Raw genomic sequence first — 16555 nt, 5'->3', positions numbered from 1 at the left:
TTATTGAATCCGAATTCGTGGGTCAACCATTGCCATGATAATATCCGACAGGAGGGCTCCAAGAAGTCCCAAAAAACCATTTAATAAAATCAAAGCCGTAATCATTGAATAATCTCGCCCAGATATTGAAGTAATAAAAAGTTGTCCTAAGCCAGGATAGCCGAAAATTGTTTCAGCAAATATTGCTCCTCCCAAGAGTCCAGTAATCACAAATCCAAAATTAGAAGCAATTGGTAATGAGGCATTTCTCAAAATATGACGTCTAAAAATCACTTTTTCCTTAACCCCTTTGGCTCGAGCCGTTCGTACATAATCTTGTGTTTGTTCATCTAAAATTCCTGAGCGGAAGTAAGTAAAGATTCCAACTGTTCCAAAGACCGCCAAACTAAAAGCCGGAAGAATCATGTGATAAATCTTACTAAAGAAAACAGGAATTATTCCCATCGCATCTGGACTTACCGTCCCACCTGTCGGAAACCAATTAAGACTATAACCAAAGATAAAGATAATCAAGAGATAGAATACGTAAGGTGGAATACCAAAAGTAATTGAATTATAGGTCAACCACAATTGGTCTTGCCATTTTCCTTCATTTCGAGCTGCAACTATCGACATCGGAATAGCAAATAAGTAAGTTAAAATAACTGACAAAAGTGACATCCAAAAAGTATTAATCGCTCTATGTCCAATGACAGTCATCACAGGCTCTTTGAGATTATAGGACATTCCTAAATTCCCATGTATGGCATTCCCTAGCCACCTGAGATACTGCTCCCACCAAGGGTCATATAAACCTGCTGCCCGTCTTAATGCTTCAACTTCATGTGGGTCGGTATGAGGACCAATCAACCCTGAAAAAGGATCACCAGGCATCAATTTAGCAAAGAAGAAAACAAGAATACTCAAGATAAATAATTGAGGGATCATCAATAAAATACGTCTAATAATTACTTTCCACATTTTCCCCTCCTTTTGGCAAAGCAGCCCAATGACTTTCACTTAATTTTTTTAAGGGCAAAGCGTGTCCATCTTTGTCATAAAAATTTGCTTTTTTATCCTCAAAGTCTTGTTCAACTTTTAGACGGTTTTTCCGATTTTCCGCTCTTCTTGTAACATCAATCGAAGGGATAGCAGATAAGAGTCGTTTAGTATAAATGTGCTGTGGCTCATCAAAAATATCTCTTCGTGTTCCTTTTTCGACAATTCGACCGTTGTGCATGACTGCAATATTATCAGTCATATGGCGGACAACCCCTAAATCATGAGAAATAAAAAGAAATGCAATTCCCAAGTCCTTTTGAATGAGCTTCATGAAATTCAAAACCTGAGCTTGAACAGATAAGTCTAATGCTGAAACTGGTTCATTTGCCACAATTAACTTAGGATTAGTAGCAACTGCCCGTGCGATTCCAATTCTTTGTTGTTGACCTCCAGAAAATTGGAAAGGATACTGTTCTAAAGCTTGTTTAGGTAGTCCAACAATATCCAATAATTCATGAATCCGTTTATTTTCCGTATTAGCATCTATTTTTTCAAAATTTCGAATAGGCTCCGCAATGATATCGTAAATTGTTTTCCGTGGATTCAAACTCGAAAATGCATCTTGAAAAATCATTTGAACATCTTTATTGTATTTGAGCTGGTTTCTTATCTTTTTTTTGCTGACATCTTGTCCTTTGTAAATCAATTGTCCTGATGTCATTTGTTCTAAACCAACAATTGTTTTGCCAATCGTTGATTTTCCAGAGCCAGATTCACCAACTAAACCGACAGTTTCTCCTTCATGAATCGTTAAATCTACTCCATCAACGGCTAAAACATTATCTGTCACTCGATTAAAGAAACCAGATCGAATAGGATAATAAACTTTTAAGTCCTTTAAATTAAGAATTTCGCTCACTTTTTACCCCCTTTCAATTTTTGATCTGGAAATTCAAATTTTTTCCAAGCCTGACCTCGAACAAAATGATTTGAAGAAATTTCAGTCATTTTTTCCGAAATTACTTTTTGAGCTTCTTCTTTCATCCAAGGCACTCGAGCGAGAAATAAATCTTTGTCATACTCAATTTCTGACAGAGAAGGCACAGACCCTGGAATCACATATAAATCATCCGAAACTGTTTCGGCAGATGGATTTGAACGCAAAAGTGACCGGGTGTATGGATGTTTGGGATTTTGAAAAAGCTCTTCAACAGAAGCTTTTTCGACGAGTTGTCCGGCATACATCACCGCCACTGTATCAGCAACTTCAGCAACAACCCCTAAATCATGAGTAATTAGAATAACCCCAGCATTCTTCTTCTTTTGTATTTCTAAAATCAAGTCTAAAATCTGAGCTTGAATGGTAACGTCTAAAGCAGTCGTTGGCTCATCAGCAATAATCAAATCTGGGTCATTGGCAATGGCTATTGCAATCATTACTCTTTGTCTCATCCCGCCTGAAAGTTGGTGGGGAAATTGATTAACGACTCTTTTAGGATTTGGAATTCCTACTTGTTCTAAAAGTTGAAAGATTCTACTTTCATACTGATTTTCTGGATAAACATCATGCACGGCCAGCATTTCCTTGATTTGCTGCCCAATTTTCATCAATGGATTAAGCGCAGTGAGTGGATTTTGAAAAATCATTCCAACTTTACTTCCTCGAATACTTGCCATGGAATCACCCGTTTTACCAATCACTTCTTCCTCATCCAATAAAATGGAGCCTGTAATTTGAGTTTGATTTGGGTTATGTAATCCCATAACAGCAGTTGCAAAAGTTGACTTCCCAGAACCTGATTCCCCAACAATGGCTAAAACTTCACCACGTCTAAGCCTTAAATCAATATCATAAATTGCTTTTTGAAATTTACCAGCAATCCGAAAAGCAACACTCACTTGTTTTGCTTCCAAAATATTTTCACTTTCCACATTTACCTCCATTCTGTATTCTTATTTATACTCAATATCTTTTATTGAAAACAAATTACTTTTGTTTCAAAACAAGGACTTACGGTATTATATTCTTTTTTATTAATTTTTGCAACAATTTAGTATATTCGGAATAAAAAAACACTCCCCTAATGTCATAATTAAGAGAGTGTCTGCTTAAAATATAAAAAATCTGCTAGAAAACCAGCAGATTTTTTAAGATAATTATTTAGCCAAAGCTTTTTTTGCTTCTTCAGCAAGTGCAGTAAATGCAGCAGCATCAGCGATTGCGATGTCAGCAAGCATTTTACGGTTTACTTCGATATCAGCTAATTTCAAACCGTGCATCAATTTGCTGTATGAAAGACCATTCATACGTGCAGCTGCGTTGATACGTGCAATCCATAATTTACGGAAGTCGCGTTTCTTTTGACGACGATCGCGGAATGCGTAGTAGTATGAATTCATGACTTGCTCTTTAGCAGTCTTGAAGAGTTTATGTTTAGCTCCGTAGTAACCTTTAGCGAGCTTTAAAATACGTTTACGGCGTTTGCGAGTTGCAACGCTACCTTTAACACGTGCCATGTGTGTTCTCCTTTAATTCTTAGTAGATTTCAATTTTGTCATAATGACAAATTTATTTTTTTATTGAGTTGGAGCAAGAAAATTAGATGACTTATTTCATTGTCCCTCTTAGTCGCTTACGCTCCTGCGAGGATTGCTCCAATGCAGCGAACAATGTTCGCTTAACGCATTGTCGCAACCATACGACGGATACGTTTGAAGTCCCCTTTAGAAACCATAGAAGATTTACGAAGTTGACGACGTTGTTTTACAGTTTTACCGTGGAAACGGTGAGAAGTGTAAGCACGGAAGCGTTTAAGACCGCCGTTACCTGTACGTTTGAAACGTTTAGCAGATGCGCGGTGAGTTTTTTGTTTTGGCATTGTAATTCTCCTTAATTTATATCAGTTGGCAGAAAAAATTATTCTGCACCTCTATTCATTTTAAACATTCGTTTTCAATGAATAGAGAGGTGAAAGGTTAACCTTTCAGATGGTTGTCTTGTTAAGACCTATTTTTTAATAGGTGCAAGTTGCAAGAACATTTGACGACCATCCATTTTGGCTCTTTGTTCAACAACAGCAACTTCTTTTGTTGCTTGCGCGAACTTGTCCATTACTTGACGACCCACATCTTGGTGAGTAATCATCCGACCTTTAAATCGGATTGAAACCTTAACTTTATCGCCTTTTTCAAGAAACTTGATGGCTTGACGAAGCTTTGTATCAAAGTCGTTTTGGTCAATTACTGGTGACAAACGGACTTCTTTTACAGAAACAACAGCTTGTTTTTTCTTTGCTTCTTTTTGTTTTTTCTTTTGCTCAAACATGAATTTTGTATAATCCATGATTTTTGCAACAGGTGGTTCTTGGTTTGAAATTAAAACCAAGTCCATGTTAAGATTTTCAGCTTGCATTAGCGCCTCAGACGTTGGTGTGACACCTAATTGTTCACCCTCAGCGCCAATGAGACGAACCTCACGAGCACGGATTGCACCGTTCATCATAGGTTTTCTATTGTCTTGTTTAGCTATGTTCGTTCTCCTTCTAATATGATGTGAAAGTTGACTAAGATTTAGGCAACTTCTTTTTTAAAGAAAAACAAAAGCGGAACGACAATCTCGCCCCGCTCATGAAAACATTCGTTTTTGAATAATTCCATTCGTTTGCCCAGGGCTATAACCTCTAAGGCGAGAAGCGGGTGCTTCTGCTTTTCAACTCTATTATTCTATCAATTATTTAAAGACTTGTCAAGTCCTAATTTTTTTTATTATTTATAGTGAAATTTATCTCTAATTCTGGTTATAATTCTAATTTTTTGACACTTATAGAATACAATTTTAGAATATGGCTTTAGTCTTGTCAATTCAGCATTTTTTCTATAATTTCAAACACCATATCATTCAATAAAATGAAAATAAAATGATAAAATAATTATAATAAACTAAAATTATCGAAAGGAGAATAAAATGTCAGATATTCAACTCATTACAATTTTTAATACCAGTGCTACAGAAACTCCCAATCAACTCAAAACCTATCAAGTGATGGATGACAATTCTCTACGACTTTTTCAAGTGTCATCAGCATCAAATTAAAAATAGAAAGGATTATCTATGACTCCACTAGATTTAACTCATCTTACTGAAGATATCAAAAAAACAAAAAACTGGTCAATTCATCGGAAAAGAATGTATGCCATGGGTTTAATGCATGAGCTTTATATTACTGATGGTTCAAATAACGAAAATGAACATTCAATTATTCCTGCAAGTGACCGTTTGTTAACTGCCCAATTGGTCAGTGAAGTTCTTGACCAGCTGATTGAATATGATGAAATTTCGATTTTTGAGGAAATGGTCGAAAATCATAAAACAACTTGTCCCTCTACTCAATTTTCACATATTCTATCTTTTGATGACGAAGCAGGCATCCAATATATTTTAAATTCTAATAGTTGGCTAAAGGTTTTACGTGGTTCAAATGACATAGCTCTTGTTATTACTGGTAATCTTGTTGGTGATTTTACATTTTACCTTGAAAGTTATAACGAAACTTTTGAAGAAAAAAAGATTACTTTTAACAAAAATGGAATTTATCGGTTGTCTAACAAGCCTATTGACAGACTTTATTTAGCTGCTGACTCTTTAAAACTAGTCCAATAATAAAAAACGGTTAATCACCGTTTTTTTCTATAAATGAATCAAAAAAATCTTGAATGTTTGTAAATTCATAATCAGCAATCGTTTCTTTTTCAGGTCCAATATATGCTGTCTTCATTCCCAACTCTTGGGCGGGTTTGATGTCATGTTCGATAAGATCTCCAACCATTAAAGTCTCAGACGTTTGGAAATTTTCTTTGGTGAGCACGTTTTTAAAGGCACGCGCATCTGGTTTCAGATAGCCTGTTTCACCAGAGATGTAAACCGAAAATAATTTTTCAACTTGAGAACGACGTAATTTTTCTCTCTGCTCCACATGACCCCCATTACTTAATAGGGCAAGTTTGTAGTTTTTGGAAAGGTTTTTTAGATTTTGGATGAGTTGTTCATCAGGCTCTATCAATTCAAACAATCTATTCAAGAATTTTTTGAAAAAGCCTGTAAGATAATTTTCATCGACTTTCAAATCAAAATATTCGATAGTCAAACTTAATCTTTCTTCTCTTAGCTCTTCAATCGTCATTTTTCTTTGATGGACTTGTGGCCAAAGCAATTCATCAAATTCATGGTATTTCTCCATGAAACGGTTGAGCTCTTGGTCAGTAAATGGTCCTAATTGTTCTGAAAAAAGTTGGCGGTGAGCTAATTCCCAATATTTTTCTTTAAAGGGGAAGAGTGTATTGTCCCAATCAAAAATAATATTTTTTATTTCTGTCATCTATTTCCCTCATTCCTTCTTTAAGCCTATTTTATCAACTTTTAAAGTATTCCACAAGAAAAAAAGTTACTGACGAAAATTTTAAGTTGCTTCCTCAATGCCAAAACACAAGGACTCTCCCAAAAATTTTCTGTCAGTAACTTTTTGTCAGTAAAATTTTAATTTTTAATTATTTTCCTTCAAGGTAAACCATGAGAATACTGATGTCAGCAGGATTTACCCCTGAAATCCGACTCGCTTGTCCCAGCGTTTCTGGATTTATTTTTTTGAATTTTTGACGGGCTTCAGTAGCAATTGAGTCAAGCTTATCCCAATCCATATTTTTAGGAATTCGTTTCGCTTCCAAGCGATGCATTTTGTCCACTTGGTCCATTGCTTTTTTGATGTAGCCTTCATAAGTAATTTCAGTTTCAATCAATTCAATGACAGTACGGTCAATCTTTTCTGGTGCTTGTCCGATAAAATCGATGACTTCATTGTAGTGAACTTCAGGTCGTTTCAAAAATTCTGCACCTGTCAGCGCATCTTTAATTGGTCCAAAGCCCAATTTTCCTAATTTTTCTTGTGTGTCAGGCAAAGGTTTGAGTTTTTCTGAATTCAATCGTTTCATTTCACGGTCAAATTGAGCCATTTTTGCTTGGTAATGTTCCCATTGCTCATCTGAAACAAGGCCCACTTGACGGCCAATTTCAGTCAAACGGCGGTCAGCATTATCATGGCGAAGAATTAAACGGTATTCTGCACGTGATGTCAAAAGACGATATGGTTCCAGCGTTCCCTTAGTTACCAAATCATCAATCATTACCCCAATATAGGCTTCACTACGTTTTAAGATAAATTCAGACTTTCCTTGAACTTTAAGTGCTGCATTTATTCCAGCTACTAAGCCTTGCCCTGCTGCTTCTTCATAGCCTGAGGTCCCGTTGGTTTGTCCCGCTGTAAATAGTCCAGAAACCAATTTTGTTTCAAGTGTTGGACGGAGTTGATGAGGCATCACCACATCGTATTCTATAGCATAACCCGGACGCATCATTTGAGCATTTTCAAGTCCTGGAATTGATTTAACTAAATCAAATTGGACATCTTCAGGCATTGAAGTTGAAAGTCCACCGATATAGACTTCTTCTGTATTTCGTCCTTCTGGTTCAAGGAAGAGTTGATGACGAGGTTTGTCAGCAAAGCGAGTGATTTTATCTTCTATTGAAGGACAGTAACGTGGCCCTACTCCTTTAACAATTCCTGAAAAGAGTGGTGCTCGGTGTAAATTACCACGCAAAATAGTATGACTATTCTCAGTAGTATAAGTGAGCCAGCATGGAATTTGATCTTTTAGATAATTTTCATCAGAGCTCATAAAACTAAAATGATTAGGCGCTTCATCACCTGGTTGAATTTCTGTTTTGTCGTAATCAATAGAACTTGCCAAAACGCGTGGAGGAGTTCCGGTTTTAAAACGACCAATTTCAAATCCAATTTCACGTAAATTATCTGCTAGACCAATTGATGAAAGAGAGTTATTGGGTCCTGAAGAATATTTAAGTTCTCCAATAATAATTTCACCACGCAAAGCTGTTCCTGTAGTGATAATTACTGCCTTAGCACCATATTTAGTTCCTGTCGAAGTCTTGATTCCGATGACTTTTTTCTTTTCTTCATCAAGAATAAGTTCTTCAACCATTCCTTGACGGAGTGTCAAATTTTCTTGGTCAGAAACTGTATTCTTCATTGAATCGGCATATTCATCTTTATCGGCTTGAGCACGAAGAGCTCGAACTGCTGGACCTTTTCCGGTATTAAGCATTTTCATTTGAATATAAGTCTTATCAATGTTGCGACCCATTTCACCACCGAGCGCATCAATTTCTCTGACAACAATTCCTTTAGCTGAGCCACCAATTGATGGATTACATGGCATAAAGGCAACCATATTAAGATTAATCGTCATGAGTAATGTTTTAGAGCCCATCCGTGCAGCTGCTAGTGAAGCTTCAACCCCTGCATGTCCTCCTCCAATGACAACAACATCATAATTTTCTTGAAAATTCATTTTTTACTACGAATTTTTTAAATTCGCCTTTCTTTATATTTTGATAAAAGTTCTTGCAAAATACTGACAGAGTTATTAATCATTCTTTTACTGACAGCTTTTATAGCCCTTAATAAGCCTTATTAAAAGCTGTCAGTAAATATTTTGCAAATAAAAAAGCCAAAGCTGTGAAAAATATGTCAAAAAATCCTCTCATCAGTTACTGACAGAAAATAATCACAATTGATTTTTCTGTCAGTAACTTTTAAAAGTCTCTTGTCATATTTTCCCGAGCTTTGACCATCGAGTTCTTATCTAAGATAATGATATTTTAACTCATTTTAAACATTTTTTCAAGACTATTTTCTTATCATTTTAAATCTTAGACTGTTTTTAAAAGATTTCTTCCAATTCACGGTATAAAACTTGCTCAATGATATCTTGAGCAGACATATAATCATTAAAAAGAATGATACGATCTTTCTTCTTGTCAGTAGGATCATATTGACCTGCGTAATCAATTTTACCATTAGCTAATCTTACTGGAATAGCACTACCTTGTGGATAGATGCCTAGAAACTTCCCTGAGTTAATTCCTTCACCTATCAACTTCAAATAAGGTAGCTCATTTTCTGAACTCACTCCTTCCAAAGTTAAGTCATATTGTTGACCCTCAAAAGTTGCCGAAGGACCTGAAATAACAAGAGTTTTAGTTTTCTTAGCAATTGAGCTATTCTTCCAAAGACCTGATAGTGTCATAAAATTTTCTTTTTTGATTTCTTTGGTGTTTATTTTGATTCCTGTATTATTTGTTTTTGTTTTATTTTCAGTCGAATTTTGTGTGCTTGCTGTTGAATTCGATAGTGAATGCTCTTTAGATTGTTCCTGAACATTATGAAATAATGCCAGTCCAAGAACTGCGATAAGTAATATTAAAAATCCATCTAATATAATTAACGGTTTCTTCATAGCGCCTCCTAACATTAGATTTATATTATAAAATAATTATAATATAATTTCAAGTTTCTTACCAATGAAATGCTTACGATTATTCTATCAGAACAAAAGAAAGCTTACTCAGTCAGTAAACTTTCTCATTTTTTAATTTTCAGTTTTCATGGAACAGAAACGTTCTGGGAGTTCTCCAGATTTTTTACTATAACCTGAGCGCTTTTTCTCAAGCGGAATCGCATGCCAGTCTTCCAACAAAGCAATGCTGTGATAGCGCTGTAAATAACCTACACAGTCTTCACACCATTCTTCATCTCCGTTTTTCCAAAATGCTGTTTGCAAGCCAGACTTGCTAGTGAATTCTTTAAAATTCTCAGCCATTTCAAACCATTCTTTTTTATAATATTTTAAAGCTTTATAAAAATCATCAAACTCATCTACTGAAACTATATCTTCTTTCCAGCCGTCGAAGAACCACCATGGTTCATCGGTGCCGTACATTGTAACTACTCTATACATCTCTTCTTCTTTCCGCTGATTTTTTTCTTTGTATCTTTGCATACCTATTCTAGCGGATTTTTTTCTTTTTTTAAAATAATTTGCTTAATACTTTGATCTTTGTAATTAATAAACTTTAAACCAGATCTGCTTCAATTGTTTTAAGGGAAAAATCCCAAAATTCTTGAAGTCGCTCTTTTTGTTGCGTTAAATGGAGAATTCCAACAACAGCTTCAAAACCTGTTGATATTCTGTAAGTAACAACATCGGTATTTTTGGCCGTCGTTTTAGAATGAGCATTGCGCCCTCTTTTAAAATAAGTCAATTCATATTCAGTCAAAAAATCAACTTCATCCATTGCAGAAATAATTTTTGCTTGTGCTTTAGCTGACACAAATTTCGTTGCATTTTTTTGAAGCATGGCGGGCTTTGTCAGGCTTTTATCTAATAAGTACTCACGCACAAAGACCTCATAAATCGCATCCCCAATATAGGCCAATGCAATACCATTCAAAAGTTCTGCTTGTTGCTTATTCACGATGCCACCGTACCCCGTCTTTTGTATCTTCAAGAACAATCCCTTGAGCTTTCAAAGCGTCACGAATTTCATCTGACTTCGCAAAATCACGGACTTCTCGTGCCAATTGTCTTGCTTCAATCATGGCTTCAATTTCGCTGTCCAAACTTTGCTCAAATTTAAATTTAATCCCTAAAATTTCTAAAACTTGGTCAAAAAATTCTTTGACCTCAGGCCCACCGTTTCCTTTATTAACCCAAGAAACAAAGTCATAAAAAACAGTCATTCCATTGGCAATATTGAAATCTTCATCCATGGCAGCAACAAAATCATTTCTGAAAGTCGTAAGTGCTGACAAATTAGACTCAGCTTGCTCATCCAAATGACGATAAGCATTTTCAATTTTTTTGATATTATTTTCAGCTTCTGTCAGTGCATCATCAGTAAAATTGACTGGTCTTCTATAATGAGTAGTTGCTAAAAAGAAACGTAAAATTTGTGGATTAACTACTTGAAGGAGTTCATGAACAGTTGTGAAATTGCCTAGTGATTTAGACATTTTTTCACCATCGACATTTACGAATCCATTGTGCATCCAATAATTAACAAACTTTTGCCCAGTTTTTGCTTCAGATTGTGCAATTTCATTTGTATGGTGTGGAAATTCTAAATCTGCTCCTCCACCATGAATGTCAATTGTTTCGCCTAATAGTGAAGTTGACATGACTGAACATTCAATATGCCAGCCTGGACGGCCAGCTCCCCAAGGAGCTTGCCAAGAAACTTCATCAGCTTTTGCGGATTTCCAAAGAGCAAAATCGGCTGGTGATTCTTTAAGTTTTGTTTCTTCATCCGTACGTCCAGAAGCCCCTGCAAGTAAATCTGCAAGATTTTTATTTGCTAATTTAGCGTAATCTTTAGATTTAGATACACGGAAATAAACGTCTCCTTGAGAAACATAAGCAAATTCTTTATCCACTAGTTCTTGAATAAACTCAATCATCGCTTCGATGAATTCTGTTGCTTTCGGATTTTGGCTGGCTCTTTTAACATTTAAAGCATCAGTATCTTCATAAAAAGCAGCAATATAACGTTCAGAAAAATCTGTCGTAGTCATGTTTGCAGCTTTTGCACCGTTGATAATTTTATCATCGACATCTGTGAAATTAGAGATATATTGAACTTCAAATCCTCGAAATTCCAAATATTTTCTAACCAAATCAAAAGCAACAACAGAACGAGCATTTCCCACATGGATGTAATTATAAACGGTCGGTCCGCAGACATACATTTTTACTTTTCCAGGTTCAATCGGCTGAAAATCTTCTAGCTGTCGACTATAAGTATTATATATTTTCATTCTATTTCCTTCTTAATCTTCATCATAAACAATAGAGGTGATAAGAGAACGTATTGGTAAATAGAGCAATGGAATCCCCGTATAAGCAGGATATCCAATACTCGAAATCACAATAGCAAGTGCAGACATCACAATCAAATCCAAAGTTTTACGTGACTGATGCCTGCTGATTATTATTTCATTCAGGCGGTAAGTATATTTGATAATCAAAGAAGCAAACCGTGAGGTCACAATAATATATAAAACATAGATGATTGTGAAGTATGCGGGATGAATTCCATTATCAATTTGGGTCATAAAGGGAAAAAGTGAGACAAGCATGAGAAAAATTGTATAAGCAAAAATCTGCCAACCACTTATTTTCTTTATGCGTCCAAAGAACTTACTAAATTGAAAATAATAAGAAACAACAACCAGAAAACTCACAAAGAAAATAATGAGTGAGCTGCTTGTTTCACGAAAATCATACTGATTATTGCCAATAAGTTTTGGTAAAGGAATTTCTAAAACCATAATCGTTGCAATGATAGACATAACAGCATCCGTAAATGATTTTAAAGTTGCAAGTAAATGTCCCTCATAAATGGCTACTTTTCTCTTTTTCACTTCTCATTTCTCCTCACAAATGTGATGAATGATAGCTTGCTTCTCTTTTTTCTTCAAGGCTTGTGATGCGCTCGACATCTTTTTTACCTTTAACTCGAACAACTTTTGCAGGTATTCCAACAACAGTTACTTCTGGCGGAACATCTGTTACCACAACAGCACTCGCCCCTACTTTTGCATTTTCTCCAACTTCAATAGGACCTAAAAGTTGAGAATGGGCAGAAATTAATGCCCCTTGTCTAATTGTTGGATGACGTTTCCCTTTATCTTTTCCTGTCCCCCCCAAGGTAACTCCATGATAAAGCTTGACGTCCTTTTCAACAATGGCAGTTTCACCAATAACTAATCCAGAACCATGGTCAATAAAGACTCCATGGGCAATTTCTGCTCCTGGATGAATTTCAATTTGAGTCCAAAATCGCCAAAATTGTGAGTGCATCCGAGCCAAAAGTTTCAAATGATGACGCCAAAGAAAATGTGAAATTCGGTGAGCTGCAAGAGCTTTTACTCCTGGATAGGTCAAAAAGACTTCCAGGGCAGTTCTAGCTGCCGGATCATTTTCTTTGGTCACTCGAATTGCTTCAGACCAAAAACCTTTCTTTTTTTCGTTCATTTTTTCCTACTTCGTTAAAAAATACTTATAGTAAATTATACCATAAGCATTGTGGGCCTTGTTGATTCAAAAACGTGTAATTGACTAAATCAAGCTTTCAATTGATTTAATCTCTTGTTAATTCTTCCCAAGTGACCATTGAATTTTGAACTTCTTCTTGTGAGTAGTCCAAAGGATTTACAGTAATTCCTAGGCTTTTTCCTAAGTCATTTATGGCTTCATCTTCTCCATTTAATAATTCATCAATTTTTAAAAGTAGAACTTGTCCATTATTTTCCTTAAAGGCTTGACTAAAGTAGGCTTCATTGTGCCATTTAGCCAAACTATCTAAATTATCAAACAAAGGAAGATATTCTTCATTGTCCTGATTGATTAGATTAGGGAAAGTTCTCTGACCACTTGTTGTGACGAAAGCTGGAACGAAATAATATTTTTCTCTTTGTTCAGCCTCAAGATTTTCCGGACTAAAAACTTTATTCAAAATTTCAGTATAATGAACTAAAAATTGCATTAATTCTGGTGTCCCAAAGTAAACGGTGTTGCCTTTATCTTCATCTTGAGGTAATTTAGGATTGATTGCTAAAATATCAATATCCGTTTCCATTAATTGGTCTAAAATTTCAATTAATGAGTGCAATTCCCATTCCGTCTCAAAGTCTGTCAGTTCTGACAGGAAAACTTCAAGTTCTTCTTCTGTTGTAAAAACAGGTAGTGCCTTATGGTCTTCAATCGGAACAAAGAAAACTGATTTTGGTGCCAATACTGGAAATTGATGAAAAGCATAGACCAATGAGAGGTCTTCCATAAATGAGCCTGGATTTGCTAATGAAACTCGCAAACGTTCATCTAGTTCTGGATTGAAATTATAATTTGACATATTTTTTTGCTGACAGACCTGTCAGTGATTATTTACAAGCTAAATAAACAAATAATTTACTGACAGAAATCCAAGCATGAATAATCACATTTCGGTTATCATCTATCCATTAGCCATCTATGACTTCTGGATAGGCTAGCATTTTAATCAGTAAATTTTATTTTATTTCAAGGTCTATTTTTACAGCTTTTCCATTTTATGATTGAGCTTATTCTGGTTTTTTAGTTGAGAGTTCTGGAAACTCTTCATCAATATGTGATTTACGTTCACGGAGCTCAAAACTGTGGTTTCCAACTTTATTTCCCTGATTATTACGGTCATTATTACGACGGTCAAAACCATTACCACGGTTACTATTTCCGTTACCTTTGCGACGGTCACCATTTTCACGGCGTTCTCTTGGTTTACGCTCAGGTTCAACATAACCTTCTGGTTTCTCAACTAAAGCACGCATTGATGCATCTACGCGACCCTTGTCATCAATTTTCATGATTTTAACTTTGACAGTGTCACCTAATTTCACAACATCTTCAACATTTTCTGTCCGAGCCCAAGCCATTTCAGAAATATGCACCATTGCATCTTGCTTACCAAATAGATTTACAAAAGCACCAAAACTTTCGATACGAACCACTTTTGCATCGTAAATTTCACCAACTTTTGCTTCACGAACAAGTTCAGCAATAATTTCTTTAGCACGATCAATCGCTGCTTGGTCAGAAGAGAAAATTGAACAAAGTCCTTCGTCATCAATATCAATTTTTACGCCCGTTTCAGCAATAATTTTATCGATTTGCTCGCCGCCTTTACCGATGACAACTTTAATCTTATCGACAGGAATTGTAATTGTATCAATTTTAGGTGCTGAAGGTGCTAACTCTTCACGAGGTTGTGCAATTGTTGCTTCAATTACATCAAGAATTTGGAAACGTGCAGTTTTTGCTTGTGCAAGAGCTTCGGCAAGAATTTCTGGTGTAATTCCTGAAATTTTAATATCCATTTGTAGTGCAGTAATCCCGTCACGAGTTCCCGCAACCTTGAAGTCCATATCACCAAAATGGTCTTCAAGCCCTTGAATATCTGTCAAAACAGTATAATTTGTTCCGTCAGAAATCAAGCCCATCGCAATCCCAGCAACTGGTGCTTTGATTGGTACACCACCGGCCATCAGTGCAAGTGTTCCTGCACAGATTGAAGCTTGTGATGACGAACCATTTGATTCTAAAACTTCAGCGACCAAACGAATGGCATAAGGGAATTCCTCTAAAGAAGGCAATACTTGTTCTAAAGCTCGTTCACCGAGCGCTCCGTGACCAATTTCACGACGTCCAGGTGCCCCGTAACGTCCTGTTTCCCCAACAGAATACTGTGGGAAATTATAATGATGCATAAAACGTTTTTTATATTCATCATTCAAACCATCAATGATTTGTGCTTCATTCATTGGTGCCAAAGTCAATGTTGATAAAGCTTGGGTTTGACCACGAGTAAATAAACCTGTCCCATGTGTAATATTACGTGGGGTAAAGTCAATTTCAGCATCAAGCGGCCGAATTTCATCAATCTTACGTCCATCAGGACGGATTTTATCTTCAGTAATCAAGCGACGAACTTCCGCATGTTCCATTCCTTCAAGAATTTCAGCAAGATCACGCAAAATGATTGATAGATTTTCATCGTTCTCATATTTTGCACTGTAAACAGAAATTATCGCCTCTTTAACTGCTTTTGTCGCAGATTCACGCGCCAATTTTTCTTCAATTTGAACTGCTTTTTGCAAATCTGAATTGTAAGCTGCAATCACTTCGGCTTTTAAATCTTCATCAACATGCAAAAGTTCAACTTCAGCTTTTTCTTTTCCAACTTTTGCAACAATTTCATTTTGAAATTCAATTAATTCTTTAACAGCATTATGTCCTGCCAAAAGTGCACCAAGCATCACTTCTTCTGAAAGTTCCTTGGCCCCAGATTCAACCATATTGATTGCGTTGATATTTCCCGCAACAGAGAGCTCCAAACTTGATGCCTCTTTTTCCGCAACAGTTGGATTGATGATATATTCTCCATCAATATAGGCAACTTCAACACCTGCAATTGGTCTATCAAATGGAATATCAGAAATTGCAAGCGCTAAAGAAGAGCCAAACATTGCTGCCACACGACCAGAAGCATTTTCATCATAAGAAAGAACAGTATTAATGACTTGAACTTCATTACGAAAACCTTCAGCAAACATAGGACGAATTGGGCGGTCAATTAAACGAGCAGTCAATGTCGCATCAGTCGACGGACGCGCCTCACGTTTGTTGAAACCTCCTGGGAATTTACCAGCAGCATACATTTTTTCTTCATAGTTCACTTGAAGTGGGAAGAAATCACCCGTAGCCATTTTACCCATTGTAGCGGCTGTTAAAACAGTTGTATCTCCATAACGTACAACAACAGCACCATTTGCTTGTTTTGCAACTTGACCTGTTTCAACAGTTAATGTCCGACCTGCAAATTCGATTGAAAATGTTTCTTTTGCCAATGTTTTTCTCCTTGACTTGAAATGCTATGAACTTTCTCTAACAGTCCAGTCTCCTGCTTTTGTAATATATTTTAGCTTTATGTTTTTCTAAACAAAAATCAATCTGTCATTACTGAACCTCTTGTCAGTAATTTTTCACTGACAAAAACTTTTTTATTTTCTGTCAGTAACATTTTTACTGACAGATTCACTTTTGTATAGAACTACACGTATGTCCCATT

18 protein-coding genes and 1 other annotated feature are annotated in these 16555 nt (G+C 36.0%); of the genes, 2 read left to right on the top strand and 16 right to left on the bottom strand.

The features are described 5' to 3' along the window. The 6 genes from oppB to infC all read right to left on the bottom strand — a co-directional run bounded on the left by oppB (window position 1) and on the right by infC (window position 4483). Entirely contained in the window at window positions 1-960 is a 960-nt protein-coding gene (gene oppB, locus MHB61_RS12135; protein ID WP_010906163.1) for a murein tripeptide/oligopeptide ABC transporter permease OppB, read from the bottom strand. Continuing rightward, window positions 941-1900, bottom strand: a complete 960-nt coding sequence (gene oppF, locus MHB61_RS12130) for a murein tripeptide/oligopeptide ABC transporter ATP-binding protein OppF (protein ID WP_137015747.1) — start codon at window positions 1898-1900, stop codon at window positions 941-943. Before oppF ends, oppB begins: the two co-directional genes overlap by 20 nt. Continuing rightward, window positions 1897-2913, bottom strand: coding sequence for a murein tripeptide/oligopeptide ABC transporter ATP-binding protein OppD (gene oppD / locus MHB61_RS12125; RefSeq protein WP_014570708.1), 1017 nt, complete (start codon window positions 2911-2913; stop codon window positions 1897-1899). The genes oppF and oppD overlap by 4 nt, the downstream gene beginning before the upstream one ends. Window positions 2914-3138: 225 nt before the next feature. Beyond that, the gene (gene rplT, locus MHB61_RS12120) at window positions 3139-3498 is read right to left on the bottom strand and encodes a 50S ribosomal protein L20 (protein ID WP_003132352.1); all 360 of its coding nucleotides are present in this window, start codon (window positions 3496-3498) and stop codon (window positions 3139-3141) included. 161 nt (window positions 3499-3659) lie between these two features. Next, window positions 3660-3860, bottom strand: a complete 201-nt coding sequence (rpmI, locus tag MHB61_RS12115; RefSeq protein WP_003132353.1) for a 50S ribosomal protein L35 — start codon at window positions 3858-3860, stop codon at window positions 3660-3662. 128 nt (window positions 3861-3988) lie between these two features. Then, window positions 3989-4483 carry a translation initiation factor IF-3 gene (gene infC / locus MHB61_RS12110; RefSeq protein ID WP_003132354.1) on the bottom strand — a complete coding sequence of 165 codons (495 nt, stop codon included), beginning with the start codon at window positions 4481-4483 and terminating at the stop codon, window positions 3989-3991. An 86-nt stretch (window positions 4484-4569) separates the two neighbouring features. Next, window positions 4570-4695 (bottom strand) — a sequence feature (ribosomal protein L20 leader region). A gap of 250 nt (window positions 4696-4945) precedes the next feature. Here infC and MHB61_RS12105 point away from each other — a divergent pair. Both MHB61_RS12105 and MHB61_RS12100 read left to right on the top strand, forming a co-directional pair. Then, window positions 4946-5074 carry a hypothetical protein gene (locus MHB61_RS12105; RefSeq protein WP_003132356.1) on the top strand — a complete coding sequence of 43 codons (129 nt, stop codon included), beginning with the start codon at window positions 4946-4948 and terminating at the stop codon, window positions 5072-5074. Between the two features lie 18 nt (window positions 5075-5092). Then, complete coding sequence (locus MHB61_RS12100; protein WP_003132357.1) at window positions 5093-5641, top strand: hypothetical protein; 549 nt, start codon at window positions 5093-5095, stop codon at window positions 5639-5641. Window positions 5642-5651: 10 nt separating this feature from the next. On the opposite strand, the gene MHB61_RS12095 is transcribed toward MHB61_RS12100, so the two are convergent. The 10 genes from MHB61_RS12095 to pnp all read right to left on the bottom strand — a co-directional run bounded on the left by MHB61_RS12095 (window position 5652) and on the right by pnp (window position 16334). After that, the gene (locus MHB61_RS12095; RefSeq protein WP_003132358.1) at window positions 5652-6356 is read right to left on the bottom strand and encodes an HAD family hydrolase; all 705 of its coding nucleotides are present in this window, start codon (window positions 6354-6356) and stop codon (window positions 5652-5654) included. A gap of 169 nt (window positions 6357-6525) precedes the next feature. Next, window positions 6526-8403 carry a tRNA uridine-5-carboxymethylaminomethyl(34) synthesis enzyme MnmG gene (mnmG, locus tag MHB61_RS12090; protein ID WP_003132359.1) on the bottom strand — a complete coding sequence of 626 codons (1878 nt, stop codon included), beginning with the start codon at window positions 8401-8403 and terminating at the stop codon, window positions 6526-6528. A 372-nt stretch (window positions 8404-8775) separates the two neighbouring features. Beyond that, window positions 8776-9351, bottom strand: a complete 576-nt coding sequence (locus MHB61_RS12085; protein ID WP_014570709.1) for a hypothetical protein — start codon at window positions 9349-9351, stop codon at window positions 8776-8778. Window positions 9352-9483: 132 nt separating this feature from the next. Next, complete coding sequence (locus MHB61_RS12080; RefSeq protein WP_014570710.1) at window positions 9484-9852, bottom strand: DUF1033 family protein; 369 nt, start codon at window positions 9850-9852, stop codon at window positions 9484-9486. 115 nt (window positions 9853-9967) lie between these two features. Continuing rightward, entirely contained in the window at window positions 9968-10369 is a 402-nt protein-coding gene (locus MHB61_RS12075) for a Mini-ribonuclease 3 (protein WP_137015744.1), read from the bottom strand. Next, the gene (gene cysS, locus MHB61_RS12070; protein ID WP_010906168.1) at window positions 10362-11708 is read right to left on the bottom strand and encodes a cysteine--tRNA ligase; all 1347 of its coding nucleotides are present in this window, start codon (window positions 11706-11708) and stop codon (window positions 10362-10364) included. The genes MHB61_RS12075 and cysS overlap by 8 nt, the downstream gene beginning before the upstream one ends. A gap of 12 nt (window positions 11709-11720) precedes the next feature. After that, window positions 11721-12314 carry a TMEM175 family protein gene (locus MHB61_RS12065; RefSeq protein WP_003132364.1) on the bottom strand — a complete coding sequence of 198 codons (594 nt, stop codon included), beginning with the start codon at window positions 12312-12314 and terminating at the stop codon, window positions 11721-11723. Between the two features lie 13 nt (window positions 12315-12327). Then, entirely contained in the window at window positions 12328-12927 is a 600-nt protein-coding gene (gene cysE, locus MHB61_RS12060) for a serine O-acetyltransferase (protein WP_003132365.1), read from the bottom strand. A gap of 106 nt (window positions 12928-13033) precedes the next feature. Further along, on the bottom strand, window positions 13034-13804 hold the full coding sequence (locus MHB61_RS12055; protein ID WP_003132366.1) for a hypothetical protein: 771 nt from the start codon (window positions 13802-13804) through the stop codon (window positions 13034-13036). Window positions 13805-14012: 208 nt separating this feature from the next. Beyond that, complete coding sequence (gene pnp / locus MHB61_RS12050) at window positions 14013-16334, bottom strand: polyribonucleotide nucleotidyltransferase (protein WP_003132367.1); 2322 nt, start codon at window positions 16332-16334, stop codon at window positions 14013-14015. Window positions 16335-16555: the final 221 nt, after the last annotated feature.

The organism is Lactococcus sp. FSL K6-0773 (genome assembly GCF_038006485.1).
GTDB lineage: Bacteria > Bacillota > Bacilli > Lactobacillales > Streptococcaceae > Lactococcus > Lactococcus lactis.
This window is presented reverse-complemented; position numbering and strand designations above follow the sequence as displayed.

What these genes read in the sequence shown, in the direction of transcription:
- mnmG (WP_003132359.1), bottom strand. Translation starts at nt 8,403, where the DNA reads ATGAATTTTCAAGAAAATTATGATGTTGTTGTCATTGGAGGAGGACAT.
- MHB61_RS12095 (WP_003132358.1), bottom strand. Translation starts at nt 6,356, where the DNA reads ATGACAGAAATAAAAAATATTATTTTTGATTGGGACAATACACTCTTC.
- MHB61_RS12085 (WP_014570709.1), bottom strand. Translation starts at nt 9,351, where the DNA reads ATGAAGAAACCGTTAATTATATTAGATGGATTTTTAATATTACTTATC.
- rplT (WP_003132352.1), bottom strand. Translation starts at nt 3,498, where the DNA reads ATGGCACGTGTTAAAGGTAGCGTTGCAACTCGCAAACGCCGTAAACGT.
- MHB61_RS12080 (WP_014570710.1), bottom strand. Translation starts at nt 9,852, where the DNA reads ATGTATAGAGTAGTTACAATGTACGGCACCGATGAACCATGGTGGTTC.
- oppB (WP_010906163.1), bottom strand. Translation starts at nt 960, where the DNA reads ATGTGGAAAGTAATTATTAGACGTATTTTATTGATGATCCCTCAATTA.
- cysS (WP_010906168.1), bottom strand. Translation starts at nt 11,708, where the DNA reads ATGAAAATATATAATACTTATAGTCGACAGCTAGAAGATTTTCAGCCG.
- MHB61_RS12055 (WP_003132366.1), bottom strand. Translation starts at nt 13,804, where the DNA reads ATGTCAAATTATAATTTCAATCCAGAACTAGATGAACGTTTGCGAGTT.
- MHB61_RS12100 (WP_003132357.1), top strand. Translation starts at nt 5,093, where the DNA reads ATGACTCCACTAGATTTAACTCATCTTACTGAAGATATCAAAAAAACA.
- cysE (WP_003132365.1), bottom strand. Translation starts at nt 12,927, where the DNA reads ATGAACGAAAAAAAGAAAGGTTTTTGGTCTGAAGCAATTCGAGTGACC.
- infC (WP_003132354.1), bottom strand. Translation starts at nt 4,483, where the DNA reads ATGATGAACGGTGCAATCCGTGCTCGTGAGGTTCGTCTCATTGGCGCT.
- MHB61_RS12105 (WP_003132356.1), top strand. Translation starts at nt 4,946, where the DNA reads ATGTCAGATATTCAACTCATTACAATTTTTAATACCAGTGCTACAGAA.
- rpmI (WP_003132353.1), bottom strand. Translation starts at nt 3,860, where the DNA reads ATGCCAAAACAAAAAACTCACCGCGCATCTGCTAAACGTTTCAAACGT.